We start from the raw sequence: 26376 nt of genomic DNA on the forward strand, positions 1-26376 counted from the left end.
GGATATGACCATTGACAGACTGACAATCAATGAGTTATCGTACGATCTTTTTGTAAGCGAGTATGCTGATAAGAAACCTTTTATTTTGACGGGGGCAATGGATCACTGGGAATGCAGGCCGTGGACGCTTGAATACATTGACGAACACTATGGGGACAGAATGGTCACCATCCGGAAATCAGATATCGAAGGGGTCAAAACGTTTAAACAAGTAAAGCTTTCCAACTATATCGAGTACATTGATCAGAATGATGACAAATGGTACTGTGACTGGAATTTTACGCAGCTGAACCAAAATGACTTAGACCTTGTCTATTCCGCACCCGAGTATTTTACAAAAGACACATTGAGAGCGGATGAAGAAACGGGACGGGACTGGAAATGGTTCTTTCTCGGTTCTAAGCAGACAGGCACACCGCTGCATCAGGATTTTAACAATACGCACGCGTGGAACGGCGTCATTTTCGGGGAGAAGGAATGGATCTTCTATCATCCGGACGACTCTCCGTATTTGTACGAAGGAAATATCAATGTCTTTGATGAAAAAGACATTGAGCAAAAACCGCTGGTGCAAAAGGCGTCTCCGATCCGTTTCAGACAAAAGGCGGGAGAAATCATTTACGCGCCGCGCCATTGGTGGCATCAAGTCGAGAATACGGAACATACATTGGCAGTGAGTGAGAACTTTTGGTTTACTGGAGAGCGGCTTGCCAATCAGATATAAACGAAAGGCTGAGGAGCATCTCAGCCTTTTTTTGTATGGATTCATTTCATCCGGTCCAGACCGAATTTTTTCAGGCGGTATTGCAGGCTCTGTCTGCTGATTCCGAGCTCTTTTGCCGTTTTGGATATGTTATTGCCGTGTTTTCTCAGGGTTTTTTCGATCATGTATTTTTCGAAGTTTTCCATTTTGTCTTTTAAATCGGTGCCGGGCTGGGTGCTTGCGGCGGCTTTGGCTTCCGTGTCAGCCGGTTTGATTTTCATCCGGTATTGGTAAGGCAGGTGGGCCGCCGTAATCGTCGTTTCATCCGTCATAAAGTTCATGGCGCCTTCAATCATATGTTCAAGCTCGCGGATGTTGCCCGGCCAGTCATATTCCAGGAAGAATCGCTGCACATCGTCACTGATCGAATCGACATGCATTTGGAACAGGTGATTGTTTTTCTGGATAAAGACTTCGGCCAGAGGCAGAATATCCTCCTTGCGCTCCCGGAGCGGGGGAATGATCAGTGTGACAACGCTTAAGCGGTAGTATAAATCTTTGCGCAGCCGCTCTTCTGAAATGGCGGTGATCGGGTCTTCATTCATCGTGGCGATGATGCGGACGTCAATCGGTTTGTCCTGCGCTGATCCGATGCGCCTGATTTTCTTTTCCTGAAGGGCGCGGAGCAGTTTTGCCTGCAGGCTGAGATTGAGCGAGTTGATCTCATCGAGGAGCAGGGTGCCTCCCTGCGCCTGCTCAAATAAGCCGGGCTGGTCGATGGCTCCGGTAAAGGCGCCTTTTTTCGTGCCGAATAAAATACTTTCGACCAGGCTATCCGGCAGGGCGGCGCAGTTTTGTGAGATGAACGGGGCGCCTGAGCGCTGGCTGCCGTTGTGAATGCTTTGGGCGAACAGTTCCTTGCCCGTTCCCGTCTCGCCGGCCAAAAGCACCGATGATGATGTGCGGGTTGCCCGTTTCGCGTTTTCGATGACTTCCCGAATGACCGGGCTGTTGCCGAGAATACTGTCAAACGTGTAGCTGTTCTGTTCTTTCCTGTGCATGTTCTCCCTGATCAGCCGTTCGAGCTTGGTGACGTCCTTGGCGATTTCCACGGCTCCCTTGATCTCGCCGTTTTGCACAATCGGGAAGGTGTGGTTGATCGTCGTGATTTCCTGGCCTTTGTTATTGAAATAGCTTTGCTTCACGTTTTTAATCGTTTTGCCTTCTTGAAGGGCCTGAACGAGCGTGCTGTCCTGCTGATTGGAAAACATAAATACATCAGTCAGGTTTTTATGCAGGACGTCCCGTTCATCCATATCTTCAATCTGCATCATTTTCTTATTGTAAATGACGGTGCTGCCCTTCTCGTCCACCACATGCAGCCCGACATCAATCTCTTCCAAAATGCTTTGTAACACGAGTGTGTAAAATTCGCTGGTTGTGTGCAGGTCAATTCCTCCTCTCAATCGTCTTAACATTCATTATTTTAAAATAAATCGAACGGGAAACGCAAAAAAATTTTGCGCTTGGACAATGTTTAAAAATAAATGGAAATTGAGGTAATAAAACCATTGACTTTTTTAGGAAAATGGTTGATATTTAGATATATACTTAAATATCTAAATTATGTATGAGAGGGGGAAAGTTTTTGAATAAAGCTTTTAAAGCACTGGCCGATCCTACAAGGAGAAGAATTTTGGATTTATTAAAGAAACAAGACATGACGGCTGGTGAAATTGCGGAACACTTCGACATGTCAAAACCCAGTATTTCTCATCACCTTACCATATTGAAAAATACTGATTTGGTTCACGATGAGAGGAAAGGCCAATTTATTATGTATTCATTAAATACCACTGTATTACAGGATCTTATAGGCTGGTTCTTTTCTCTGACTGATTCAGAACATGATAATAAGAAAGGCGGGGAATCATGAAAAAATATCTCTTTTCAGCAGGAATCATAGTTTTAACTGTTTTCACATGGGTTTGCACATATTCATCTTTACCGGACAATTTGGCGACACACTGGGGATTAAACGGAAGTGCAAATGATTACCAAACGAAAGCTAATGCGATGATGATGCTTATTGGCATCATGATTATTCTATATATTTTAATGGTTATCATCCCTAAGATTGATCCTAAAAATAACTACAAAACATTTATCAGGCCATATATGGCTATATTTAATACAATGTTTGCGGTTCTGTTTGTCATTAATCTGATTACCATCTTTACCGGTCTGGGATATGATCTCCCTATATCTTATTTAGGAAACTTTATAGTGGGAGTCATTTTCATGGTGTTTGGAAACTTCATTCAGATCGTTAAGCCTAATTTCTTTTTAGGGATAAGAACACCTTGGACGCTGAGCAGTGAAAGAGTTTGGAAGGATACACACAGGGTTAGTTCGAAACTTTTTGTCTTAGCGGGCATGCTCATGATGCTTGCAGCTTTTTTGCCGCCGGTGTATAGAGTGTCAGTCATTTTCATGTCTGCGATCGGCTGTATCATATTATCTTTACTATATTCTTACATTGTATATCAGAGACAATTGAATAAATAACTGTTGAGTAGGAGCAATCTAATTGGATTGCTCCTATTTTGTCAGCGGGAAACGCAAAAAATTTTTGCGCTTGGCTGAAGTTTGCACACAAACTGCCGGAAAATTTTGCGGGAAAAGAAAGAATGCTGGCGAAACATCCCGTTTTTTCGGATTGGCACGGAACTTGCTTTATAAAAAGGGAAAGCAAGATCTAATGTTGAATGATTACAAAACAAGGGGGAATCAGATTATGTCAGCTTTCACAAAATCTCAAGAAATTATCAGCCAAACTTCACATTACGGCGCGAACAACTATCATCCTCTGCCGATTGTTATTTCCGAAGCGCAGGGTGTTTGGGTAAAAGACCCTGAAGGTAATCAATATATGGATATGCTGAGTGCTTATTCTGCGGTGAACCAGGGGCACAGACATCCGAAGATCATTCAGGCGCTGAAGGATCAGGCGGATAAAATCACTCTGACGTCACGCGCGTTCCATAATGATCAGCTCGGTCCGTTTTATGAGAAAACAGCCAAGCTGACCGGAAAAGATATGATTCTGCCGATGAATACGGGGGCGGAAGCCGTTGAATCCGCTGTCAAAGCGGCGAGACGCTGGGCATATGAGGTCAAAGGAGTAGCGGATAATCAGGCGGAAATCATTGCGTGTATCGGCAACTTCCACGGCAGAACGATGCTTGCGGTATCCCTTTCTTCAGAAGATGAGTATAAACGCGGTTTCGGACCTATGCTTCCGGGTATAAAATTAATTCCATACGGAGACGCAGAAGCGCTGCGCCGGGCGATCACGCCGAACACAGCCGCTTTCTTATTCGAACCGATTCAGGGAGAAGCGGGCATCGTCATTCCGCCGGAAGGATTTTTACAAGAAGCGGCCGCCATTTGTAAGGAAGAAAATGTGCTTCTGATCGCTGATGAAATTCAGACGGGACTCGGCCGCACAGGGAAAACATTCGCGGTTGACTGGGAAAATATCGTACCGGATATGTTCATCTTAGGCAAAGCACTCGGCGGGGGCGTCTTCCCGATTTCGTGCATCGCGGCGAACCGTGACATTCTCGGTGTGTTTAACCCGGGTTCCCACGGCTCGACATTCGGCGGAAACCCGCTCGCTTGCGCGGTATCGCTCGCATCTCTTGAAGTCCTTGAGGAAGAAGGGCTGGCAGAGCGTTCCCTTCAGCTTGGCCGTTATTTTAAAGAAGAGCTTGAGAAAATTGATAACCCGATCATAAAAGACGTGCGCGGACGCGGCCTGTTTATCGGCGTTGAACTGACAGAAGCGGCCCGCCCGTACTGTGAAAAGCTGAAAGGCGAAGGGCTTTTATGCAAAGAAACACATGATACCGTGATCCGTTTTGCACCGCCGTTAATGATTTCCAAGGAAGACTTGGACTGGGCGATCCAAAAGATCACAAACGTGCTTCAAAACGCGTAAAACCTTGATGCGGCAATGCTTTCCCTCGGCTTGTATGGAATTTACAAATAAAAAATTCAGCACACTCTATTTGCGTGGCGACAGTATTTTAGTATAATGTATCTTTATGTACGAAAATGAATTTCATATAACATTCATATACAAATAGAGGCTCTTTGGACAGCAAATCGGTTTCAAAGCACCGGCTTGGTTCCAATACAAGTTGCTGAAGGGGTGCAGAATAGTGAATACAAATCAAAAAGAGAATCAGCTTCAGCGCACAATGAAATCACGCCATTTGTTTATGATTTCTTTGGGCGGAGTGATCGGCACCGGGTTTTTCCTGAGTACCGGATTTACAATTAACCAGGCGGGACCGCTGGGCGCGGTTCTGTCTTATCTGGTCGGCGGTTTTATTATGTTTTTGACAATGCTCTGCTTAGGCGAGCTTGCGGTTGCCCTTCCCGTATCAGGGTCGTTTCAGACGTACGCAACCAAATTCATCAGCCCCGCTTTCGGTTTCGCATTCGGCTGGCTCTACTGGCTCGGCTGGGCGGTGACATGCGCCATTGAGTTTTTATCTGCGGGACAATTGATGCTCCGCTGGTTTCCGCATGTTCCCGTATGGGTGTGGTGCCTCGTGTTTGTCGGACTGATGTTTCTTTTGAACGCCATTACCACAAAAGCGTTCGCTGAGTCGGAATTTTGGTTTTCCGGTATTAAAATTTTAGTCATTCTGCTGTTTATTATTTTGGGCGGCGCCGCCATGTTCGGCCTGATTGACATGAAACACGGCGAGCAGGCTCCTTTCTTCTCTCATTTTTATGAGGATGGATTGTTTCCGAACGGCATTAAGGCTATGCTTATTACGATGATTACCGTAAACTTCGCGTTCCAGGGAACGGAGCTGATCGGGGTTGCCGCGGGAGAAAGTGAAAATCCCGAGAAAACGATTCCGCGCTCTATCCGGCAGACGGTATGGAGAACGCTTGTCTTTTTCGTTCTCTCCATCATCGTCATTGCCGGCATGATTCCGTGGAGGCAGGCGGGAGTGGTCGAAAGCCCGTTTGTCGTGGTGTTTGAACAAATCGGTATTCCATATGCCGCCGATATTATGAACTTTGTTATCTTAATTGCGCTGCTCTCAGTGGCCAACTCAGGCCTGTTTGCATCGACGCGTATCTTATATGCCATGGCGAACGAAGGACAAGCCTTTAAATCGCTCGGCAAAATAAATAAACGCGGCGTGCCGATGAACGCTCTGATCGTGACGCTGGCCGTCGCCTGCCTGTCACTGCTGTCTAAGGTGGCTGCGCCGGAAACCGTTTATATGTTTCTCTTATCATTAGCCGGACTAAGCGCGCAGGTCGGCTGGATTACGATTTCCCTGTCGCAGCTGATGTTCAGACGGAAATACATCCGCGAAGGCGGCAAAGTGGAAGACCTGAAGTTTAAAACACCGCTGTACCCGGTGCTGCCTATTATCGGGCTGACGTTAAATACGGTTGTTCTGATCAGTCTCGCATTTGATTCAGAACAGCGGCTCGCCCTTTATTGCGGCATCCCGTTCATGGCGGTGTGCGTTATCGTCTATCATCTGTATGTAAAAAAGCATAAGCAGTCAGAAAAACAGATAGAGCTTTAAATCTTTTCGTGTCCAAGTCATCTTTGATAAACCCGCACAGGACAACATACAACATGTTGAGGTGGAAAAACGGATGAACAAGAATATCTCAGTTATTGGAATGCCGATGGATTTAGGACAAGCACGACGCGGAGTGGACATGGGCCCGAGCGCCATCCGCTACGCGCATCTCATTGAACGGTTATCTGACATGGGGTATGCGGTGGAAGACTTAGGCGACATCCCCGTTAATCGTGAAAAACTCAAAAATGATGAAGAGCTGAAAAATCTGAACTCTGTGCTCTCGGGGAACGAGCAGCTCGCCCAAAAGGTGGACAGCGTCATTGAGAATGAGCGGTTCCCTCTCGTCTTGGGCGGCGATCACAGCATCGCGATCGGAACGCTGACAGGAACGGCAAAGCACTATAAACAGCTCGGCGTCATCTGGTACGACGCGCACGGCGACTTAAACACCCTGGAAACATCGCCGTCAGGCAATATTCACGGAATGCCGCTGGCCGTCAGCCTCGGCGTCGGGCACGACACGCTGGTGAACCTGGGCGGGTATGCCCCGAAAATCAAGCCGGAGAACGTGGTCATCATCGGCGCGAGATCGCTTGATGAAGGCGAGCGTGAGTACATTAAGGAAACAGGCATGAAGGTCTATACGATGCATGAGATTGACCGCCTCGGCATGACAAAGGTCATTGAAGAAACCATTGACTACTTGTCAGACTGTGACGGCGTTCACCTCAGCCTTGACCTCGACGGCCTTGATCCGAGCGACGCGCCCGGCGTAGGCACACCTGTCGTCGGCGGCATCAGCTACCGTGAAAGCCATTTGGCAATGGAGATGCTGTATGATGCCGACATCATCACTTCAGCTGAATTTGTCGAAGTCAACCCGATCCTCGATCACAAAAACAAAACCGGCAAAACAGCGGTCGAGCTGGTAGAATCTTTGTTAGGAAAAAAACTGTTATAAAATATGCGCCTCCGCACCTGCGGAGGTTTTTTTGTTGCCACGAGGAAACTAGCGGGCTGCCACCCTCTTTTTGAACCTGTAAATATGATATATTTATTACACAAAATGGGAAAGGGAGGTGTCCTGACAGATGGCTGAAGTGATGGCCCACGAAACAGTTGCGAAAAAAATCAGTGACTGGTATGAGGAAATCAAAAAGCACAACACCGAATCGGCTGAGGCGTTAAGAGAACAACTGCTTACGGATCTGCAAAATATGACACAAAATCAAACGGTGCTCCTTTATTTTAATTTAATTGATTCCCGCTATAAGCTTTTGATGGAAGAGTATGAGAAAACAGACGGCATATTAAAAACGATCCAGCTGAACGCCGATAAAGAAAAAACAGACCAGATGATTCAATACTATTATTATTTCTTTTCCGGAATGCACGAGTTTTACCGTAAACGGTTTATGAACGCCATTAATTTTTACCGGATTGCTGAAAGCAGGCTCCGGCACATACCGAATGAGATTGAAAGAGCCGAGTTTAATTATCAAGTGGCGATTGCCTACTATGAAATCCGCCAAAACTACTTTGCGATGAACCACGCGGAAAAAGCGTTGGAGATCTACAAAGCCAATGAAATGTACGCGGTCAGAGAAGCACAGTGTTTAATGGTGATCGGCTGTAACAGAATGGACTTGTTTCACTATCAGAAAGCCGAAGAGCTCCTGCAGACGGCGGTTCATCAAGCCGCCAAAGCGGGCGATCCGCATATTGAGGCGCTCGCCCACTTTAACGCAGGCATTTGCTATGAAAGACAGGAAAAGCTTGAGGAGGCGCGGGTCGAGTTTGAAACGGCTCTCGATCAAAAGGAGCATTTGCAATCAGCGTATTCGGTGCGGAGTCTGTACATGCTGGCCAGAGTGTTATTGAAACAGGAACAGGCGGATGAGGGCCGGTTTTGGCTGCATAAAGCGCTGAATGCCGCTGAAGAAAAAAACGAGCCCGTATACACCCAAAAGCTGCGCATCTTACAGCATGTCTTTATTGACCGCAATGAAGAAGCGCTTGAATCAGCTTTCGCCGAGTTAAGAAGGAAAGAGCTGTGGAGTGACGTTTCCGACTTGTCGTATCAGGCCGCGGCGCATTTTAAAAAACAGGAGAATTACAAACCGGCGGCGAAGTATTTTCAAGAATCAATTGATGCCAATGACCAAATTTTGAGATTAACGGAGGGGATTCGTAATGAAAACATGTAAATTCATTGTACTCTCAGCAGCCTTGGCAAGTCTCATTTCGATTGGATTATTTGCGCAAACTGGTTCAACGGCACAAGCCGAACAAATCATAAAACCGGCGGAAAACGGAGCCTTCGGATAATACTTCATGATACCGCTTTCAGTCTGTGTTTTGTAAGGAGTGATTCAATGGCTATCACGCTGCAGCCGATGACAGAACAAGAATTTCAGTCCTATCTCGCCCATTCAACCAAGCATTACGCTGAAGAAAAGGTAAAAGCGGGAACGTGGCTGCCTGACGAAGCGCCGGAATTAGCGGAGCTGGCGTTTAATGACCTGCTTCCTGACGGCTTGGAGACGGCCGATCACTATTTATGGACGCTGACATTGGACGGAAAGGAAAATGCCGGCTGGCTGTGGCTGCACGCCGATCCGGACCACCCGCAGCAGGACGCATTTATTTATGATTTCGGCCTTCATCCGCCTTTCCGCGGCAAAGGCTATGCGAAAGAGGCGCTCGCAAGGCTGGAGGACAAAGCCAAAGACCTGGGTGTCCGCAAGATTTCTCTCCATGTGTTCGCTCATAACGAAACGGCGCGGAAGCTGTATGAGAAGACCGGATTTCTGGAGACGGATGTCATCATGAGCAAAAAGCTGTCATGAAAAGAGGCCCGCACGATGGGCCTCTTTTGTTATTCATCTAACAATGTCATCATGTGTTCCGGATAACGCTCGCCGGCCGCCGTGCCGATCGGAAACATCTCATCCAAACGCGCCTTCACATCCTCGGGAAGCACAATGTCGAGAGCGGCGAGGTTCTCTTCCAAGTAGTGTTTCTTTTTTGTGCCCGGGATCGGAATGAGATCATCGCCATTTGCGAGAACCCATGCGAGCGCAAGCTGAGGAGCAGTGATATTCATTTCCCGGGCAATGGCGGTAAGTTTTTGGACGAGCCCTATATTCACCGCCAAATTGTCTCCCTGGAATCTCGGCGTTCTTCTTCTGTAATCATCGGCATCCAGCTGATCGGTCGACGTCATCTTTCCGGAAAGAAAACCTCTGCCGAGCGGACTGTAAGGCACAAATGAAATGCCGAGCTCACGGCAGGCGGGCAGCACATGCTCCTCCGCTTCCCTGCTCCATAAAGAATATTCCGATTGAAGCGCGGCAATCGGGTGAATGCGGACGGCGCGCCTGATCGTTTCTGCGGAAGCCTCTGACAATCCGATATATCTCACCTTTCCTTCGTCTATCAGCTCCTTCATGGCGCCGACGGTTTCTTCAATCGGCACCCGCGGATCAACCCGGTGCAGATAATAAAGGTCGATATAATCCGTCCCAAGGCGTTTCAGACTGGCGTCACACGCTTTTTTCACATAATCGGGCCGTCCGTTAATTTCGATAAACTCACCCTTTTCGCTTCGGACATAACCGAATTTCGTCGCGAGGTAAAGCTCCTTTCTGAATGGGGCGAGTGCTCTGCCGACAAGCTCTTCATTTGCGCCCAATCCATATTGATCAGCCGTATCAAACAAATTCACGCCGAGATGAACGGCATGATGCAGGGTGGAAATCGACTTTTCCTCACTCTGGCTGCCATAGTATTCCGACATGCCCATGCACCCTAACCCCATTGCGGAAACCCGCATCGAACCGATCGTTCTGTCCTTCATATGTCCTCCCCCTTTCTTGTATGATAACCGGATTTCCTGATATTTGAAAATGATTTATGCATATGATTTACATATTGTTATAAAATTTTTAAAAATCTGTAAATTATCTATTTTTTTATCGCAATTCCGTCATATAATACAAATGTGGAAAAATTATACTCAAAGAAAAGAGGCGAAGTAATATGTGTAAAAAGCTGTTCAAAGCCGTCCTCCCGTTTGCCCTGTCATTCACCATGGTTCTGTCATTCTCCGGTTTGAATGTAAAAGCGAAAGAAACAGAAACAGCCCGCTACGCAAAAGAAATCGCAGAGCTTCAGCAGGGCACGACTCCTCAAGACGTTCTCCAATCCGCCAAAGAGCTTGCCAAACAGAAGCACGTTTCAACAGAAGCAATTCTCAAGCAGTTTCATCAAGAAATCACGGCAGACAAGGAGCAGGGAAATGTAATCGCTTCCAAAGAAGGGCTCTCTGCGATGGGCGGATCGTCAGGAACCAAAAAACTTCCGAAAAGCACAAAAGGCAATATTTATTACACGAACTCATACACCGCTTATTACAACCACGGGCATGTCGGCATGTATTCATCCGCTGATAAAATTGTTGAATCCGTGCCGGGAGACGGCGTCCGCCAGATTGCTTATAACGGCAGAGAAGTCGAAGACAATTCAATCGTCCAGACCGTGAAAGTCACCGACGCCCAAAAACAAGCCGCCGCTGACTGGGCTGTATCAAGAGTCGGTGATGAGTACTCCTTCAACTTCGTCAATAACAGAAATACGGGCCATGAAGGTGCCAAAAACTGCTCAAAACTGCTGTGGTCGGCATTCCTCTTAAAAGCCGGGATTGATATCGACTCTAATGGCGGCTTAGGCGTATACCCGCGTGACATCACAAGCTCGTCCTACACAACCACGATTCTGACCATTCACTAAGGAGAACAACGTGAAAAAAATCATCTGGATACCCTTAGTGATCATCGCCGCCGCAGCGGTTTTATGCTTCTTCTATTTCCGCACGGAAGACCCTGCGGAGGTTGCGAGAGACACATTAAATGACCCTGATTTTCTGAAAGATAAAGAGGCGCTGCTGTATTTCTCCACGGCGGCTGATCAAGACACGTTCGGCGGCGGAAAAAGCTACGCCCTCTTCGCCGATGAAAAAGGACGGCTTTCTTCTTATCACATGAAGGGGCTTGAGCTCGGATCGGCCAAAGTGCATGACGGCAGCGTGCTGCTGGAGGACAAAAAAGGAATCTATACCGTTCAGGACGGCCTTCACACGTATAAAAGAGCGTACCAGCATACGGGAGACAGCGCGGGATATATCGAACGGGCGAAAGGCTTTTACACGCTGTATAATTCGGGCTACGACAAGAGCGGCGGCAGCTATCGCTCAGAGCTGTACCGCCAGATTGACGGCAGGTGGAAGCAAGACGTCATTCCGCACTATATCCGCGCTTCAGGCTTTTTTAAAGATCATCTTTTCGCGCTCACGCCGACAGATGACGAAAAAGGCTATCACGTCCAAGACATTCAGGCTGATAAAGAGAAGCTCCATACAACATCAATCGCGACATGGACGTATAAAGAAGGCACGTCTGTCGAATCCCAGCTCACCGCGGACGACAGCGCCGTCTGCTTTGTCACCAGAGGGGAAAAAGCAGATCACATCTATCAAATGGTGAAAGTCATGAAAAACAGCGGCGCCATCAAAACGTATGACATCGCCGCTTATAAAAATGACGAACAGACGATCTATGACTCCATGCCGTTCAGCTTCAAAAAAAGCTTTTTCATGGAGCGGCGCAGCTTCTATTTCGTTGACGGCTTCGGAACCGTCTACCGTATCAACCCTGAGACTGGAAAAAGCAAAAAAGCCTTCACCCTCCCCGCATCACGAATGAAAGCCGACTTCAAGGAGCTGACCCATCAAAACGGAAAGCTGTATCTGTTCACGTACAGCTACAAAAAGCCCGCCAAAATCGAATCCTTCGACCTGAAAACGGGCAAAAAGCTGAACGACCTGACCATCCCAAACTTAAAAAACATCGTCACGCCGAAAAGCCATCTCAAGCTGTATGATGTGCAGGTGATGGGTGGGTTTTGAAGAGTATAAACATTTCGGAAGAGCTTGCCGCTTTTGGTAAGCTTTTTATAATGAAACGTTACTGCAAGAAAGAAGGTGGTCATTTGAAATCATTCAGTATCTTCTTATTGTTGTCCGTCATTTGTATAACCATTGTTTTTGTCATAATGAATATGTTGATTGGATACCCTGATGTGAGTAACGGGGCATTGATTATGATTGTATATATCGTTGTGACCCTCTTAATCAGGCTATATAACAAGAAGACAGTCGGTGAAGGAGGGAGCCGATGAAGAAAAAGCTTGCCGCGGTGACCGTCACCATTCTCCTGGTTTCCGTAATAACCAACTCTTTTTTAAACGGCGGAAAGCCGGACTGGATCGATGTATGCTGTACGCTGCTGGCGTGTCTATTAGGAATTCTGTTCGTCCTTCGCTTAGAAAAAAGAGAAAACACGTAAAGAGCCGGATGCTACAAACGCCGGCTCTTTTTGCGCGTGATTTGCCGAATTGTGGATAAAACTCAGCCCGAAGCACTACTAACATGTGTATAAATAGGTTATATTGAAAAGAGAACAATTGCTGCGCGCAAAAGAAAATCGGAGGATGTAACAATGAAAACCGCTTATTATTCTTGTGAAGAACATATCGAAACCGTGCTGGACATGTACATAGATGATCATGAGCTTCCGCCCGAAATCAGAAAAATCGAACATACTAACAGTTTATCCACAGCCTGTGAATTATGTGGGGACACTGCAACATATCTAGTAGGGAACGAATGATCCTACACAAAATACAGAAAAGATATCCACAATTGTGGACAATATATATGAATAACTTGTTTCTAAAGTGGGGATGACCTGTGAATATCAATATTGTGACCATCGGAAAACTAAAAGAAAAATACCTCAAGCAAGGCATTGAAGAATACAAAAAACGACTCTCAGCCTACGCAAAAATCGACATCATCGAACTCCCGGACGAAAAAGCCCCGGAAAACCTGAGCGACCAAGACATGAAAATCGTCAAAGACAAAGAAGGCGAACGCATCCTGGCCAAAATCAGCCCGGACACCCACGTCATCGCCCTCGCCATCGAAGGAAAAATGAAAACATCCGAAGAACTGGCCGATACAATAGATAAGCTGGCGACATATGGAAAAAGCAAAATCACCTTCGTCATCGGCGGCTCACTAGGCCTAAGCGACGCCGTGATGAAGCGAGCGGATGAAAAGCTGTCTTTTTCGAAAATGACATTTCCTCATCAGCTGATGCGGCTTATTTTGGTGGAGCAGGTCTATCGGGCGTTTCGGATTAATCGTGGGGAGCCTTATCATAAGTAGAGGCAAAAATTGTTGTAGGTAAGGTGGTAATTCTTTATCGGAAGCGGGTATTGAAAACGTGTGTTCATTATCCGTTTCCCGATATAACAAGTGAATTAAGGCAAAAGTTTTACATATGTGTAGTTCGGTAAAATCGAATTCCAATTCTATGTCCTTATGGTTCTGGATATATCTATTTGTTTAATTGAAATATCATCAATTAACAATTGTAGCAATTGCTTTCAATTTTCTCTGAGTGTCTTCTTATAAATCAATAGGCATTTTTTTAGTGGTTTCTCGATTAACTCTGGTTCGATTAATTTTGAATCGACAGAACCTAATTGAATTATAATCTCATTTTTTGTTTGTTCTAACTCTCTCTTTTCATTAGAAACCATTTGTAATCTTTCTTGCAAAATATCTAAAGGAAGAATATTTTTCTCAAAGGCCTCCATATACTTTTCCTGTTATTTTTCAATTTCCTTTAACTTTTTTTCAGCTTCTTCAAGTTCTTTATTAAGCTGACTTATCGTATGAGCAGAACTAGAACTAATATCTGTAAGTGTTTAGATAGCTTCTTCATATTAGAACTAAATTGTACAATTTTTTGGATAACAGCATCCTCTGCTTCGTGTGTTTTAACGGAACTAGCTTTACAAGCAGCAGATCCTCTATTATGAAAATCGCAACAGACGTAATAACGATGTTTTCGTTTCGTCCCATCTTTTAATGTGTAATTGTAATGGAATGAACCATTCCTTTGCATGTTATCAATCATTTCATCCTTGGATATTAAGAAAAAAAACGAAGTTATGATTGAACAGTTTAGAGCAGTAACCAAAAAGGCTATTGGTGGCAGCGCAAAAGCAATGATCGTTACCCCATCCCGTCTTCATGCTGTTCGGTATATGAAGGAATTCATTAAAGAGAAAGGCTATACAGTTACTGATGACGATAAAGAATACACAGTGCCGAGTATGAACGTCACAAAAAATGGTGAGCGGGTTAAAGAGATTCAATTAAAAGAAACATTCCATGGGGATGATTTTAATTTATTGATAGTAGCAGGGAAATACCAAACTGGTTTTGATGAGCCGCTACTTCATACAATGTTTGTCGATAAAAAATTACATGGAGTTAAGGCAGTACAGACACTTTCTCGATTAAATAGAACTATTCAGGGAAAGAAAGATACATTTATCTTAGATTTTGTTAATACTGAGGAAGAAATATTAGACGTGTTCCAAACTTTTTTTCGAAGCAACAACGCTAAAAGAGAAAGTGAATCTTAATTTAATTTACGATACGCAAAGCAAATTACGTAAATTTGCTCTTTATAATGATGATGACATAGTAGAAGATACACAATATGAATTTAGAGTAACACTGCGTAACTTCGGTAAATGGTATAACTATGTCGCGCAGCTAGATCGTACATTTGATATGGAATTATTAGAAGAAAATATTTATACGAGCTATCTATTGAAATTTATCCCGAAAGAAAAACGTGAGAAAGTTTATATTACAGAGAAAGTGAAGCTTGAATACTATACGCTACAAAAGGATTTTGAAGGCGAAATCATGGCTTGTTGCTGAAAATGAAAAGGGTGGCGAATTAAAACATCCCGAAGAATTTAATGCAAACGTAAAACCAGTGGATGGGCGTGATGCGTTTAGAATAGATTATTCATCGAATTAACGAGCGATTCCCAGATGATTTTTCACCACAAGATCGAGTAATTGTGGAAAAATAACACAAGGCATTAACTCAAGAAGTAGATGCAAAAAAGTAAAAACATGGCTAAAAACAATAGCCAAGAAATGATCGAAATAGCTTGTTTAAAGATATATTCCTTGATCGAGTAATGGATGAGTAAACTAAGAATTCAGAAGCCTACCAAAAGCTAATTGGAGCTGACGATTCGTACTTTAAAACTGTCTATGCATATATTTCAGCAGTGGAAGATGTTTATAAGACATTGCGGTCAGAGGTATAAGGTAACATTATATGAAGTTGATGATATAATATACCAAAATAAGGGCTGGGTAGTACAAGAAGTAGTAGAATAAAAGATGAATATTGTTTATAAGAGCGGATGTCAGTCATTTATTGTAAAGGTTATGTGAAGAGAATTTTATGGGGTGCCTTACATTTGAAGGATATTTTGATGGAGGTTTTTGCAATGAGGAAGAAGTTTTCAGCTGTCGTAATTGAATTATTAAAAGAGGCACTATGCAGTATATACTGGTATAAAAGTAATTTAAGGAGCTTTTTAAGTAATTGTATAAATGATCCTACTATTATTAATCGTTCAGACTGGAACGGATATAAAAGACAAATTGTCTCGGATATTATTGATGAACTATGTAGTGATCAGGAAAAGTACTTAGGTGATATCAGAAGACTAATACACGAAGTGATCAAGATGGATAGTTTTCGTCACCTTGAACAACTTGAAGATGGAAAAAGAAAGGCAGAGAGAGCAAAGCAAGCTGTTGCTGACCTTAAAAGGGTAATAGAAGATCAAACACAGAGAATTAAAGAAGAAGAAGAAATTAAAAGAAAAAGACTTGAAAACCTAAAAAAAATCAGATCAAGTCAAGCTGTATTGAGTAAACTAGATGAAATCAAGACAAATTATTTTAGACTTGTTACTTCTCGAGATTATCAAAAGAGAGGTTTTGAACTTGAGAAGGTTCTATACGACCTATTTGAACTATTTGATTTAGATCCTAAAGCTTCATTTAGAAACACTGGGGAACAAATTGATGGAGCTTTTTCTCTAGAAGGTACTGATTATTTGTTTGAAGCCAAGTGGAGGAATCAATTATCAGATGCCTCAGATTTAGATAGTTTTGCTGGAAAGATTAATAGAAAACTTGATAATACTTTAGGTTTATTCCTATCTATAAATGGATTTTCCGAAGATGCTGTTAGAATACATTCCGTAAGTCGTAGTACCATACTGTTAATGGATGGCACCGATCTTATGGCTGTACTGGAAAATCAAATAGATTTTGTATCTTTAATTATAAGAAAGAGAAGGCATGCAGCACAGACCGGAAATATATACCTTAAAAGTAGTGAGGTTTTACATGATTATTAAATAGTATATGTATGAAGAGATCTTTGTTCCATTTAAGCCAAAAATAAAACTTGTAAATAGGGTTAGTTTTAATTATTGATCTTAATTTGATGGGATATCGAGCTTTTGGTGACAAAAGCGATTAGAAGTTAATCGTACAAGATTGGTTAATGGAGTGTTTTTTATAAATGATTATAAAAAGGGAGTTAATTTGATTTGAAAATAACGAAATTAATAATTAATAACTTTCGATCCTTTGGACCAACTAATACTGAAATAGAATTAGAAGAATTATCAGTTCTAATTGGAGCAAACAGTAGTGGTAAAACTTCTGCAATCCAAGCTCTATTAAAACTTTTTAGTCCTTATCAAAGAGATAGATTAATAGAAAGGTCAGATTTCCATATACCTGCTAATGAAAATCCATTAGATTATGATGAGTCTTCACTTTCTATAGAGGCTATAATTGATTTTAATGAACTTGAAAATGATGCTGAGAAGGTAAAGACTACTATCCCCCCGCACTTTAATCATATGGTTGCAGGTGAAGTTGATGGAAGTCCTTATGTACGTATAAGGCTAAAAGCTGAGTTATCAGAAGGATATACTTTAGAAGGAAATATTGAGCAAGGATTATATTATGTCTTATCTCCATTAGGAACAAAAGCAGAAGATGAAGATTTACAGCCGGTTAAAGCTAGTGAGCGTTCCCAAGTTCAAATGATATATATACCTGCAACAAGAGACCCGGCCGTACAATTAAAAAATGCATCAGGAACAATCTTAGGGAGGATTTTAAAAGGGATTAACTGGCCTAAAGAAATTAACAGTGACATACAAGAAAAAATGAAGCAAGTTGATGGGATTTTTGATGAAGTAAATGGTGTTAAACGGTTAAGAGAAATACTTAATAGTCAATGGAGAAAATACCATAATGATTTTCGCTACGGCTCAACTATGGTTGCTTTCAACCATGCAGATTTAGACTCAATTCTAAAAAAGGTAGAAGTTTACTTTGAACCAACTGAAACAGGAAGCAAATATAAGGTGGATCAATTAGGTGATGGGCTACGATCAATTTTTTACTTAACTCTAGTAAATTCTTTTTTAGAAATTGAGAATGAGGCATTACAAGATGACGCTGAGGAAGATAAAAAAGTGTATAATCTTCAACCACCAGTGTTGACGTTGCTAGCCGTTGAAGAGCCAGAAAATCATATTTCTCCGCACTTACTTGGTCGAATAATGAAGGCCTTAACTGACGTTTCTGAAAATGATAATGCACAAGTTTTAGTTGCTACCCACTCACCCTCGATGATAAAAAGAGTTGATCCAAAATCAATTCTTCATTTTAGAATCGATCAAAAAGAAATAAGAACTATCGTAAATTCAATAATACTTCCTGAAAAAGATAAGGAAGAGGAATATAAATATATAAAAGCTGCTATTATGGCATATCCAGAACTTTATTTTTCACAATTTGTTGTTTTAGGAGAAGGGGATAGTGAAGAGATTATACTTCCAAAGATAATTAACCTTCTAGATACCGATTTAGATCAAAGCAATATTTCGATCGTCCCATTGGGTGGAAGACACGTAAATCATTTTTGGAAATTACTACATCAGTTGAATATCCCTTATCTAACTCTATTGGATTTAGATTTAGAACGAAATGGTGGAGGATGGGGTCGAATTAAATATGCATTACAGCAGTTGATCCAATTAGGCTACGATAAGCGTGAGTTACTTTCTGTACAAAATGGAGTACTAAGCGATGACGAATTCTCTCGTATGCATACATGGTCTATAGAAAAGGAAGATGAAAGAGAAAATCTCTATTCATGGGTTGAGTTTTTAGAAGACTATGGAGTTTACTATTCGGCTCCATTAGATATTGATTTCATGATGATTGAAAGTTTCCTAGATGCATATAAAAAGACAGTTCCAAAAAATGGTGGTCCAAAAGGTGTAGATAAAGAGAAGGATTCTATTGAATATATGGACCGTTTAGAAAAAGGGGTAAGAGCAACCTTAAAAACTGAGGGCGGTTCAGGAATTACCTATTCGGACGAACAGAAAGAATTAATGATTTGGTATGATTACTTTTTCTTAGGCAGAGGTAAACCCGGCACTCATATTATGGCATTAGAAAATATAGATACGAAATTATTAAATGGAAAATTACCAATTCCTCTTAAAAAATTAACGAAGGGAATAAAATCATTTATTGATGGTGATTTATCTGAGTAACTATGTAAAAAAAGAATCTTGGATTCCAAAAGACGGAGTTGTTTTAGAAAGAGCTGCGCAAGAAGTGGTAAAGTATGAGAAAAACGCCTATGTGTTATCTGGTCCCGGAGCAGGAAAAACGGAATTGTTGGCTCAGAAAGCATGTTATTTGTTAGAAACAAATACAAGCGCATATCCTGCTAGAATACTAGCTATAAGTTTCAAGAGAGATGCAGCTAAGAATTTAAAAGAACGTGTTGAAAAACGATCAGGAAAAGAATTTGCAAATAGGTTTGTATCCTTAACATTTGATTCATTTGCTAAGCAAATAATGGATAGGTTTCGTTTAGCTATTCCTGAATTTTATAGACCATCATTGGAATATGAAATAGTAAATTTTAATAAAAGGGATGTACCTATTCTCAGAGAAGAAGCAGAAGAACCTAGTGAAGAAAATGGGTGGAATTACTACTTTGATTATGAGCTTTTTGCCAAGACATATGCAGTTGAAAGATTACCATTACATATGGACAGAATAAATTCAGTGGAATCTTGGTATAGGTTTCAACTTTGGAAAACCTATATTAACGAAAAAGAAAATTCAAGATTAACCTTCCCAATGATTTCAAGAATTGTTGAATACTTATTTAGGTCAAATCCCAAGATTTTAAGAGCAATCAGAGCTACATATAGTCATGTTTTTTTAGATGAATTTCAGGACACGACTTTAATCCAGTACGACTTAGTTAGAACAATTTTTATGGATTCAAATGTTTCAGTGACCGCTGTGGGTGATCTTAAACAAAAGATTATGGGTTGGGCAGGTGCTATGGAGGGAGTATTTACACAATTTAAGGAAGACTTTAATGCTAAAGAATTTGAGATGGTTCTAAATCATAGGTCTGCTCCTAATTTAGTCCGAATTCAAACATCTATAATAAATGATATGATGGGTGGTTCAACAGTAGTAATACCATCTGACAAATGGAAGAATGAGGATGAGGGAATATGCGAAATATGGAACTTCACCTATGCTTCTGAAGAAGCAAAAACACTGGCATTAGAAATCAAAACGTGGATTGATCAAGAAAAACTTGAACGAAGAGATATAGGTATTTTAGTTAGGCAACGGGCAGATATGTATTGTGACATGCTTATAGATGAATTAAGAAATTTAGGAATACACTCTAGGATAGAGGATCAATGGCAAGATTTACTAGCGGAAAATTTTATGAAATTTATAATCGATGTATTTTCTTTAGCCACAACAGATCGTGACCCTAAAGCTTGGTCCAGTTTAATATCGAATGTTTTAAGTTTACGTGGCGATAATGAAACAGAATCTTATCAAGTAGAAAAAGAAATTAATAGTTTTATAGTTGACTTTAAAAAGATTCTTAAAGATGAGACAATGAAAGTGACCGAAAAAGTAGTAGAGCAATTGCTATACGAAATTTTAACTTTGATAGGGTTAGATATAATTAAAAGTAGCTACCCTGAGTATAGAAAAGGAAATTATTTAGAAAGAAAAGTAAAACTTACATCTGAATTTCTTTTTTATTCATATGAAAAGCATAAAGTTTGGAATAAAGCAATAGAGGATTTTTTGGGAATCTATTCAATTCCAATTATGTCTATTCATAAAAGCAAAGGTCTTGAGTTTGAATCTGTGATTTTATTGGGACTAGAAGATAGAGCTTTTTGGAATTATGAGGATTCCCCAGAAGATGAAACATTTACATTTTTCGTTGCAATGTCTAGAGCAAAAACTCGAATGATCTTTACCTTTTGTGAAAACCGCTTCTACGGACAAGAAAGGTCTAAGATAAATGACATTTATCAAATGTTGGAGAATGCAGGCGTTAAACAATTCAAATGGACGTAATTAATGTTGATTTTAAATAATCACTAAGATGAAAGAGCATTGGTAAAATCAGTTTACCAATGCTTAATTTTTGCCTCTTAAATTACACGGTGAGCCTTATCATAAGTGAATGAGGTTACTTCTTTCTTAAAGTAGTAAACAGGCATATTAGAATATGCCTGTATAAAATCCTAAGTTTAATAATTTACATTAGTAAATCCAAAGCACATTTTAAACTCAGTATCTATGATTAATTTCTGTCCCTCAGCAGTAAGCCGAGCTGCAATATTTTTAGAAGAATCGATCTATAGTCACTCCAAAAATATATCGTCATGCACTTTTATTTTTGGAGGAGTGAGGATTGCTTTAATTATTGTAAGAAATATAATTACCCTTGAACCGGATACTTCCGACCATTCTTCACAACCTTCTCCTCAATAATCTCCTTCACATCCATATTAAGATCTGAACAAAGCATCAGCGAATAGATAAGAACATCGGCAATTTCTTCACGAATGTTTTCCTCGTTTGCTTTGAGTGCTTCTTCGCTGCTTTTCCATTGGAAGTCTTCTAACAGCTCAGCTGCTTCAATTGAAATGGAGATGGCAAGATCCTTTGGGTTGTGGTATCGTCTCCAGTTGCGTGCGTCTCTAAATTCATTAATCGTGTTAATTAAGTTTTTGATTTCGCTCATTTTTTTCTGCTCCTTTTTAACTCTAGCAATCTATTTCTTAATTTAATATCCGTTGCGTATATGTAAAGACCGTTGATGCCTCGTTTCATGAGGACGTTGATAGAGTTTAGAATAATTTCTTCCTTTATTCTCCTGATTTTATCAACAGACATGTCATCTCGTGAGGTGAATGCGCCTGTATCTTTATATTTTGAGGTGTCAATGAAAAGTTCATCCTTTTCCTTATCATAGCTGACTGAAGGCCCTAGAATGACGCCAACATAATTTAGATCAAAGCCTTGAACAGTATAGATGGAACCGACCTCTTTAATTGAATCTGCATGTTCTGCCCAAGTCCATTTGTCATTTGTAGAATTCCATGGCATGTTAATGCCTTCCTCATCAACCATATAAGTAGCACCATCTTTTTTATGAATATAATCAAAGGTCGAGACAATACGTGATAGACCTACCTCATTATTCTTTTTCTCAATTGCAGCTTTAAAATCGGCCTGGTCTTCAAAGATTTTGAGCTGGAAGGTATCCTTATTTTCTTGCGGCAGAGGGAGCAATTGTTTTGAGACAAAGTGGTTAATCCACTTTAGTGTGTCTGGATTTGCATTCATTCTCATTTGCTCCGTGAGCTTTACGGTTTTTGCATGATAATGATTGGTGATCTCTTCAAGCAATCTTTCATTCCAATAGCTTTTAATTTTTAACACTTGCTTAGGATCGAAGATGACAATAGTGATTCTACTGCGTTTGATGATTTCCTCTAACTGATTTTGGTAGTGGAAGTTATTGTATCTATCCTCTTTCGTTAAAAGCAGATGAGCCTCATCTACTAATACAATATCAGCTGTTTCCCCTGCTTTTGACATTTGATTTATAAAGGAGGTCGGTTTCATTAAGTTTTTTTTCTTTAGATTTGGTAAGCTGTTTGCGATGCTTTTATACGTCTTCAGCATTTCACCATGGTTCACAAGTAAGTAATTGTTCTTGTTTTTTAAATGTGAACTTTCATCTTTAGATAAATCCTGAATCGTGTTAAACAGCGAGCTCAGTAAGACACTTTTCCCTGTTCCGGCATCTCCTTCTATAGAAATGACATGGTTACCTGGTTTGTCAATATGCACCTTGCAAAAATCAAGAATTTCATTTTTGATCTCTACCTGCTGGGGAGAGAGCTCTTTATACGGAGATAGTTTGTAAATGTCTTTATTTCTGAGGTTTTCAAGAGTGTCACTGACAATGTTCTCTTTCCGAAGCTGATCCCATATCTCCTCAAAAAGCTGTTCGTTATAAAAATTCTTTTGATAATAATGATGCATTTCTCTCGATCTAGTTTGACTAACATTTTGCAATTGATAGTGATTTTCGGCAATAAAGTAATTAATAAGATTTGTCTCAATATTGTAGGATGCGGACTGGTGAAATCTCTCATGACCAATGAAAATGGTCTGCGTTAAACTTTTTCGCTTCTTGTCTCTCAAATGATTTTTCAATCGTCGTGTGGCCTGTACAGTCTGCCCAATATATGCAGTCGGTTTCTTTTTTTCGTTATAAAGAATGTATACAACCGGTTTGTTATCTAATTGAGTTTCCTTTAAGGCGAGGATTTGTTCTGTATTAAAATCTTTTTTTAAAAAAACAAGTTCACTCATATGACTACCCCTGTATGTCTTTTTACTCCATCGTATCATAAATTGACAAGGTAATCTTAGAGTAAAAGTAAGATGTAGTATTTATTCAATATATATTCAATTGTGTCGAAAAAAGAGAAGAGAGAATGGTTCCATTTGGATCAATAAAGAATAATAACCGATTGACTTTGACAAAATAGGAGGGAATTATGGGAAAGATTGATGTAAATTCTGTATTAAAGGCATGGCACTTAGTTGAGGCTCTATCACCAAGCGTAGTTAATGGTATAGGAGATGAATTGGGCAGAAACTATTTTTTAGATGGTCAACAACGAAAGAAAACAGAACAAGTTCTTTTTTCTGAAAGGCCTTGGGAGAGGCATCATTTAAAGGATTCTGATAAAAAATTTATTCAATTTCGTTACTATTTAGGTTGCTTTGAGCAACATAAACTTGTTAGTTATCTACGTGATCTATTCCGAAATAATGAAGAAATGATAAATAGAGACCAGAAAATGCTATTTAGCGTGTCTTTTTTAGTTGACCAAACAGGCAATTATGTAAAGGATTCTGTTTTTGTTCCTGTACTTATGTATGTGATGAAATTAATAACCGAACATCTTGAAGTAACATATGATGATTTAATGATTACATTTCGAGATCAATTGAAGCTATTTGAGGAACAGGTTGATGTTATTTTTGTGAATGGAGTAACAGAGAAAGCCCTTAAGAAAGTACTAGAAGTTTACGAGCGTTATTTTTTACGAATAGATAACCTGGCACTTCACTATTTTGAGAAAGAAATTTTAAAGGTTGGACAAGAGGGAGGGGTAAATAATTTTCATAGTTTTTTCTTAGATGACTTGAGTGACATCATCACGCAAGGAGAAAATGAAACACTACGGAAATTTATTGAAGGGGTCGATAATAGAACGAACATTGATGAAAATAGAGTTGTAATTGAAGATGTTTTGCAACCTAAAAATGTACCTAACGGCAGGTGGCCGTCCCCTGTAGAACATAGATTATCCTTAATGCAGCAAGTAGCTGTAAATCAAATTATAAATAACAATCAAAAGATAAGTTCTGTGAATGGCCCACCAGGAACAGGAAAAACAACACTGTTAAAAGATATTTTTGCAAATCTTATGGTTGAAAAAGCAGAAAAAATGGCGTGTTTTGAACATCCTGAAAAAGCTTTGAAAAAGGTGAAGAAACTAGATTTAGATGGCTATCCATATACTATTTATGAAATAAATGAATCTATTAATCAGTATTCTATGGTAGTGGCTTCAAGTAATAATGGTGCGGTTGAAAATATTTCAAACGACCTTCCAAAAAAAGAGGAAATAATACGAAAAGTTACGGATAAAAGTGAATTTTCTTCTTATGAAGAAGCATATGCATTAGAAGCAGAGGAATTATCATTGTATCCCTTTGCTGCAAAAGCTCTTCTCAAAGAAAATACAGATACTTGGGGTTTATTTTCGGCATCTTTAGGAAAGTCAGGGAATATATCGCATTATTTTAAAAAACTTTATTATAGAAATAATGACGAGTGTGAACTGTCATTCATTGAACAATTGGAACAGGAATATAAAAAAATAAGCTTGAAAGATTGGAAAGATGCTGTAGCAGATTTCCGACAAACATTGAAGTCAGTAAAAAAGAAAAAAGCAGAGCTGCAATCTTTATGTGAAAATTTTGCGAAAATTAGAGAGGTAGATAATCAGCTATTGTTGTTAGAGGTAGAAAAGGAAAAGTCGGTGTTAAAGGCAGATCATTATAAACAGAAGAAGCAGCTATTAGAGCAAGAAATTTACGCGTTATCACTATCTAAACCAACCTTTTTTCAAAGAATTTTTCACAAAAAGAGAGATAAAAGATTACAGCTAGAGGGTCAATTGAAGGAACTAACTATGAAAATAAAAATTGAAGAGAAAGAATTGAGTCTCTTGCAAAAGAGATCAAATCAAATGAGGTTAGAGTTAAACAGCTTTTGGGATTCTATCAACAATAAATACAATAAACAGGGATTAGTGATACCCGATGATCATTATTGGAGTGATACTCAAAGTACATACGAATATAGGCAATTAAATACTCCCTGGCTAACAGATGAATTGAATTTTGAAAGAGGACTTCTTTTTTTGAAGGGTATGAAGATTCACAAAATGTTTTTGATATTTAATTATAACGCGATAAAATCAAGTCTGCGTTTGTTAAATTATCGAAGTAAGTTAGATTTAAATCAGACTGAGCATAGAACGTGTTTACAACATATGTGGGGAGTAATTCATTTAATCACACCAGTAATCAGTACAACCTTTGCCAGTGTTCGAACAATGTATAAAGGAATTGGACGCGATTTTATTCGTTACTTGTTTATTGATGAAGCGGGGCAGGCTACTCCACAACAAGCGGCAGGTGCATTATGGAGGTCTCAAAAAGCTATCGTTGTTGGTGATCCAATCCAGATAGAACCGGTTGTTACCATTGATCGAACAATATTAGGAGATATAAAAAAATATTATGGTATTGAAGATAGGTTTATTGAAATAGGGAGTTCTGTACAATCACTGGCGGATATGGCGAATCCATTTGGAATGTATAGCAGTAAAGGACAGTGGGTAGGCGCTCCTTTATGGGTTCACAGGAGATGCTTAGATCCGATGTTTACAATCTCCAATCAAATTGCTTATGATAATAAAATGGTTTTAGCTGTAAAGAAAAAAGGGAGAAGCGGATGGTTTGACTGTAAGGGAGTAGCGACTAATAAACAGTTTGTAAAAGAACAGGCAGATTTAGTAGCGGAGGAAATTTATTCTGAATGGAAAAATGCATCAAATGCTCCTGATATATATGTTATCACTCCTTTTACAGCAGTAAAAGATGGCCTCAAAAAAACGATTAAAAAGCGGTTGGCAGAATTGGGCGTACCAAAGAAAATGGTGAATGATTGGACTCGCAGTTCAATAGGAACTATTCATACTTTTCAAGGAAAGGAAGCCGACACTGTTTATTTTGTAGTGGGGACGGATCAAAATAGTGATGGAGCGGCAAATTGGTCGTGCTCAAAGCCTAATTTAATTAATGTTGCAGTTACACGTGCAAAAAAAGAGTTTTATATTGTTGGGGATTATGATCGTTTATCAAAAAAACAAAATTATAAATCGATTGCCGAGAATGTAGACGGAATCATAAGGTCTGATCGCAATATGAATACTTTTCATGTTTGATAGTGAGCCTCTCAAACTTTATTTGAGAGGTTTTTGATGATT

Annotated in this window: 25 protein-coding genes; 20 read left to right on the forward strand and 5 right to left on the reverse strand. The window is 40.5% G+C overall.

Translation table 11 applies throughout. The features are described 5' to 3' along the window. Window positions 1-4: 4 nt before the first annotated feature. Window positions 5-724 carry a cupin-like domain-containing protein gene (locus NQS30_RS17485; RefSeq protein WP_007407887.1) on the forward strand — a complete coding sequence of 240 codons (720 nt, stop codon included), beginning with the start codon at window positions 5-7 and terminating at the stop codon, window positions 722-724. 41 nt (window positions 725-765) lie between these two features. Here NQS30_RS17485 and NQS30_RS17490 read toward each other — a convergent pair whose 3' ends face one another. After that, window positions 766-2181, reverse strand: a complete 1416-nt coding sequence (locus NQS30_RS17490) for a sigma-54 interaction domain-containing protein (RefSeq protein ID WP_069007586.1) — start codon at window positions 2179-2181, stop codon at window positions 766-768. Window positions 2182-2351: 170 nt separating this feature from the next. On the opposite strand from NQS30_RS17490, the gene NQS30_RS17495 reads away from it, so the two are divergent. The 8 genes from NQS30_RS17495 to NQS30_RS17530 all read left to right on the forward strand — a co-directional run bounded on the left by NQS30_RS17495 (window position 2352) and on the right by NQS30_RS17530 (window position 9182). Next, complete coding sequence (locus tag NQS30_RS17495; RefSeq protein WP_015240946.1) at window positions 2352-2639, forward strand: autorepressor SdpR family transcription factor; 288 nt, start codon at window positions 2352-2354, stop codon at window positions 2637-2639. Beyond that, window positions 2636-3271 carry an SdpI family protein gene (locus NQS30_RS17500; RefSeq protein ID WP_099567232.1) on the forward strand — a complete coding sequence of 212 codons (636 nt, stop codon included), beginning with the start codon at window positions 2636-2638 and terminating at the stop codon, window positions 3269-3271. Before NQS30_RS17495 ends, NQS30_RS17500 begins: the two co-directional genes overlap by 4 nt. A 229-nt stretch (window positions 3272-3500) precedes the next feature. Beyond that, entirely contained in the window at window positions 3501-4706 is a 1206-nt protein-coding gene (locus tag NQS30_RS17505; protein WP_004393130.1) for an ornithine--oxo-acid transaminase, read from the forward strand. Between the two features lie 223 nt (window positions 4707-4929). Next, window positions 4930-6330, forward strand: a complete 1401-nt coding sequence (locus NQS30_RS17510; RefSeq protein WP_020958097.1) for an amino acid permease — start codon at window positions 4930-4932, stop codon at window positions 6328-6330. A gap of 73 nt (window positions 6331-6403) precedes the next feature. Continuing rightward, the gene (gene rocF, locus NQS30_RS17515; protein WP_007407883.1) at window positions 6404-7294 is read left to right on the forward strand and encodes an arginase; all 891 of its coding nucleotides are present in this window, start codon (window positions 6404-6406) and stop codon (window positions 7292-7294) included. A gap of 130 nt (window positions 7295-7424) precedes the next feature. After that, the gene (locus NQS30_RS17520) at window positions 7425-8540 is read left to right on the forward strand and encodes a response regulator aspartate phosphatase (protein WP_032868107.1); all 1116 of its coding nucleotides are present in this window, start codon (window positions 7425-7427) and stop codon (window positions 8538-8540) included. Further along, window positions 8527-8661: a hypothetical protein gene (locus NQS30_RS17525; protein ID WP_007407881.1), complete on the forward strand. Its 135-nt coding sequence runs from the start codon at window positions 8527-8529 to the stop codon at window positions 8659-8661. The genes NQS30_RS17520 and NQS30_RS17525 overlap by 14 nt, the downstream gene beginning before the upstream one ends. A 47-nt stretch (window positions 8662-8708) precedes the next feature. Then, window positions 8709-9182 carry a GNAT family N-acetyltransferase gene (locus NQS30_RS17530; RefSeq protein ID WP_099567231.1) on the forward strand — a complete coding sequence of 158 codons (474 nt, stop codon included), beginning with the start codon at window positions 8709-8711 and terminating at the stop codon, window positions 9180-9182. A gap of 29 nt (window positions 9183-9211) precedes the next feature. Here the strand turns inward: NQS30_RS17530 and NQS30_RS17535 are convergent, their stop codons facing one another. Beyond that, window positions 9212-10192, reverse strand: a complete 981-nt coding sequence (locus NQS30_RS17535; protein WP_124692640.1) for an aldo/keto reductase — start codon at window positions 10190-10192, stop codon at window positions 9212-9214. 182 nt (window positions 10193-10374) lie between these two features. Between NQS30_RS17535 and NQS30_RS17540 the strand changes: the two genes are divergently transcribed. The 5 genes from NQS30_RS17540 to rlmH all read left to right on the forward strand — a co-directional run bounded on the left by NQS30_RS17540 (window position 10375) and on the right by rlmH (window position 13621). Continuing rightward, window positions 10375-11124 carry a YiiX/YebB-like N1pC/P60 family cysteine hydrolase gene (locus NQS30_RS17540; protein WP_124692641.1) on the forward strand — a complete coding sequence of 250 codons (750 nt, stop codon included), beginning with the start codon at window positions 10375-10377 and terminating at the stop codon, window positions 11122-11124. 10 nt (window positions 11125-11134) lie between these two features. Continuing rightward, window positions 11135-12298, forward strand: a complete 1164-nt coding sequence (locus NQS30_RS17545) for a hypothetical protein (protein WP_136396743.1) — start codon at window positions 11135-11137, stop codon at window positions 12296-12298. A 268-nt stretch (window positions 12299-12566) separates the two neighbouring features. Continuing rightward, window positions 12567-12737 (forward strand): hypothetical protein, encoded by a 171-nt coding sequence (locus tag NQS30_RS17550; RefSeq protein ID WP_004393146.1) that lies wholly within the window; start codon window positions 12567-12569, stop codon window positions 12735-12737. A 153-nt stretch (window positions 12738-12890) separates the two neighbouring features. Then, on the forward strand, window positions 12891-13061 hold the full coding sequence (locus NQS30_RS17555; protein WP_004393147.1) for a CxxH/CxxC protein: 171 nt from the start codon (window positions 12891-12893) through the stop codon (window positions 13059-13061). Between the two features lie 80 nt (window positions 13062-13141). Beyond that, on the forward strand, window positions 13142-13621 hold the full coding sequence (rlmH, locus tag NQS30_RS17560) for a 23S rRNA (pseudouridine(1915)-N(3))-methyltransferase RlmH (RefSeq protein WP_032868098.1): 480 nt from the start codon (window positions 13142-13144) through the stop codon (window positions 13619-13621). 221 nt (window positions 13622-13842) lie between these two features. Here rlmH and NQS30_RS17565 read toward each other — a convergent pair whose 3' ends face one another. Beyond that, a complete protein-coding gene (locus NQS30_RS17565) occupies window positions 13843-14055 on the reverse strand; it encodes a hypothetical protein (RefSeq protein ID WP_050594981.1) in 213 nt (70 codons plus the stop codon). Window positions 14056-14364: 309 nt separating this feature from the next. Between NQS30_RS17565 and NQS30_RS17575 the strand changes: the two genes are divergently transcribed. The 5 genes from NQS30_RS17575 to NQS30_RS17595 all read left to right on the forward strand — a co-directional run bounded on the left by NQS30_RS17575 (window position 14365) and on the right by NQS30_RS17595 (window position 20800). After that, on the forward strand, window positions 14365-14892 hold the full coding sequence (locus NQS30_RS17575; RefSeq protein WP_050594980.1) for a type I restriction enzyme subunit R domain-containing protein: 528 nt from the start codon (window positions 14365-14367) through the stop codon (window positions 14890-14892). Next, a complete protein-coding gene (locus NQS30_RS17580) occupies window positions 14882-15196 on the forward strand; it encodes a hypothetical protein (protein ID WP_050594979.1) in 315 nt (104 codons plus the stop codon). Before NQS30_RS17575 ends, NQS30_RS17580 begins: the two co-directional genes overlap by 11 nt. A gap of 557 nt (window positions 15197-15753) precedes the next feature. Beyond that, window positions 15754-16707: a hypothetical protein gene (locus tag NQS30_RS17585; RefSeq protein ID WP_225917429.1), complete on the forward strand. Its 954-nt coding sequence runs from the start codon at window positions 15754-15756 to the stop codon at window positions 16705-16707. Between the two features lie 195 nt (window positions 16708-16902). Next, window positions 16903-18936 carry an AAA family ATPase gene (locus tag NQS30_RS17590; protein ID WP_160222780.1) on the forward strand — a complete coding sequence of 678 codons (2034 nt, stop codon included), beginning with the start codon at window positions 16903-16905 and terminating at the stop codon, window positions 18934-18936. Then, window positions 18917-20800 (forward strand): UvrD-helicase domain-containing protein, encoded by a 1884-nt coding sequence (locus tag NQS30_RS17595; protein WP_032868090.1) that lies wholly within the window; start codon window positions 18917-18919, stop codon window positions 20798-20800. Before NQS30_RS17590 ends, NQS30_RS17595 begins: the two co-directional genes overlap by 20 nt. Window positions 20801-21167: 367 nt before the next feature. Here the strand turns inward: NQS30_RS17595 and NQS30_RS17600 are convergent, their stop codons facing one another. Together NQS30_RS17600 and NQS30_RS17605 are read right to left on the reverse strand one after the other, a co-directional pair. Continuing rightward, complete coding sequence (locus NQS30_RS17600) at window positions 21168-21473, reverse strand: nucleotide pyrophosphohydrolase (protein ID WP_032868087.1); 306 nt, start codon at window positions 21471-21473, stop codon at window positions 21168-21170. Continuing rightward, entirely contained in the window at window positions 21470-23116 is a 1647-nt protein-coding gene (locus NQS30_RS17605) for a DUF2075 domain-containing protein (protein WP_032868085.1), read from the reverse strand. The genes NQS30_RS17600 and NQS30_RS17605 overlap by 4 nt, the downstream gene beginning before the upstream one ends. Before the next feature lie 188 nt (window positions 23117-23304). Here NQS30_RS17605 and NQS30_RS17610 point away from each other — a divergent pair, with 188 nt between their 5' ends. Further along, entirely contained in the window at window positions 23305-26334 is a 3030-nt protein-coding gene (locus tag NQS30_RS17610) for a DEAD/DEAH box helicase (RefSeq protein ID WP_160222779.1), read from the forward strand. Window positions 26335-26376: the final 42 nt, after the last annotated feature.

The sequence above is a fragment of the Bacillus sp. B1(2022) genome (genome assembly GCF_040259625.1).
Lineage (GTDB): Bacteria > Bacillota > Bacilli > Bacillales > Bacillaceae > Bacillus > Bacillus velezensis.